Origin of the sequence: Microcoleus sp. BM001215392, from assembly GCF_036700185.1 — a bacterium.
Taxonomy (GTDB): Bacteria; Cyanobacteriota; Cyanobacteriia; order Cyanobacteriales; family Microcoleaceae; genus Microcoleus.
Map to the genome: position 1 here is coordinate 1 of NZ_JAUBOJ010000670.1, position 1,791 is coordinate 1,791.

Annotated in this window: 3 protein-coding genes; all 3 read right to left on the minus strand. The window is 42.0% G+C overall.

All coding sequences use genetic code 11. The annotated features are described in order from the left end of the window. Window positions 1-51 precede the first annotated feature (51 nt). The 3 genes from QT974_RS34000 to QT974_RS34010 all read right to left on the minus strand — a co-directional run bounded on the left by QT974_RS34000 (window position 52) and on the right by QT974_RS34010 (window position 1,604). Window positions 52-420, minus strand: coding sequence for a hypothetical protein (locus QT974_RS34000; RefSeq protein WP_333472758.1), 369 nt, complete (start codon window positions 418-420; stop codon window positions 52-54). A 494-nt stretch (window positions 421-914) separates the two neighbouring features. Further along, window positions 915-1,133: a response regulator transcription factor gene (locus QT974_RS34005; RefSeq protein ID WP_333472759.1), complete on the minus strand. Its 219-nt coding sequence runs from the start codon at window positions 1,131-1,133 to the stop codon at window positions 915-917. A 30-nt stretch (window positions 1,134-1,163) separates the two neighbouring features. Next, the gene (locus tag QT974_RS34010; RefSeq protein WP_333472760.1) at window positions 1,164-1,604 is read right to left on the minus strand and encodes a Coq4 family protein; all 441 of its coding nucleotides are present in this window, start codon (window positions 1,602-1,604) and stop codon (window positions 1,164-1,166) included. Between the last annotated feature and the right edge of the window lie 187 nt (window positions 1,605-1,791).

The following is a 1,791-nucleotide window of genomic DNA, read 5'->3' on the forward strand; positions in this document are numbered from 1 at the left end:
CATATAAGTTATTAGTTATCATCTCCTATTTTCTGCGGTCATGCTTCGCCCCTACCGGTATATTCGCCTTGCGCCATTGTCGTTGCTGCCGCTATTGTTGGCATCGCCGCTAATCGTTAGGTTATTAACTCCAGTGCCTTTGATGGTGAGACTGTCGTTGACGAGGAGTTGTGATGAAAGGAAAAGGGTTCTGGGCAAGGAAAAGTAATTTGGGTCGAAGGTAATTATATCTGCGCCTGCTTGAGCATTCGCCTGTTTGATGGCAAATCGCAGGGAACCTGGATCGCTTTCGTTGTCGTTGGCGTTGGTAACGGTGAAAGTAGCCATAATTTTTTCTAGATATATTTCGTTGATAGTCTGAAGATATCGATCGCCCAAGATGTTCGGCATCTGACAAATGTCACGATCGCCCCATGACATTTCTCACGGGCGATCGCACCAGGGAAGAGTTTTTAGTAGATTGGCGATCGAGCGCAACACCCTCGAAGTCGATCGCTCGAAAGTAAATTGCCAATGCCTCAGCCTAACAAGCTCGCGATTTTTTCAACATTAGGTATTTCTATAAACTAAGTTTTTATCCGGACAATGTGAAGTTTTGACAGGTCAATATTTGAGAATTTTTGTAGAGTTTTATTGCACGTTAAGCTATTATTCCTCGATCTATATTTAGGGTTTGAATTTCGACATCTGGGCTGTAGGGTGCGTCAGTCGAGAGTTTCTGGATGACCAAAAAATTAAATCAGGCTGACGCACCCTACTATCTAACTTATTCCGCCTCAAAAACAGGTATAAATCCCCGACACGAGGGTCAGGATCGATTCCCAAATTTTAGACCATAGTTCAAGTTCCCTGATTCATCAAGGCAGGTAAATCTCAAATCTCAAATCTCAAATTCTTCAATCGACCTATGAGTCTCAGAGCATATTTTCTTGCATCAACAGTGCAATCATCGCAGTTCTAGAACAAACACCGAGTTTGATAAAAATCCGCCTCACGTAAGTAGCCACCGTCCAATGACTGATATTTAAATTTTTGGCAATAGATTTGTTTGGCAGACCTTGCGCTACTAATTGTGCGATCGCTCTTTCCCGCGGACTCAGGCTGATTATTGGTTTGTAAATGGTGCTTTGCATAGTTTTGCAGTGCAGTGACGAGTTAAAAAATTAATCAATTAATGGTATAATCCCCAGTTTTTCTCGGACTTCAGATAAGGGAGTTTCCCAATCAGATGCAACGTCCCAGTCAATTAGCCGCTCAGCTAATTTTCCATGTTTTAAACCTTTGATAATTTGTCCGATCGCGCATTTGCCACTCAGCAGTCCAACTAACACTAAAATCGCACAGGAAGGGCGAAATACTTGAGCGCGAGTAAACGCTTGAAGTACAAACTCATCTTCTGTTGAAGGTGAAAGACCCGTCAGGACGTGCCAAACGTCGTGGTTTCGTTGAATCCAGTCTCCAGAGGCGATCGGCTCAAACCCTTGTTCGTCTAGAAATCGCGCCACTGAACAGCCTAATGTTCCTGCTGGCAGTTGACGCAATTTTTCCAAATCTATTTCAAAATGTCGATCGCTCTTAATTTGAGGATTAATTATTTGAGCCATCTTTAATATAACTCCTAATTTACCGTCAGTCATGATTGATTCCCCCTGGGATAAAAATTTAAGTTTCTGAAATATGAAATTCTTGTTTGTCCAGTTCATTTTTGCGATGAATCAAGACTTAAGGCTCTTCTGCAATAGACTTGAATTGCAAAAATCGGAAAACACCCTGAAATTATCTGCGTTTATC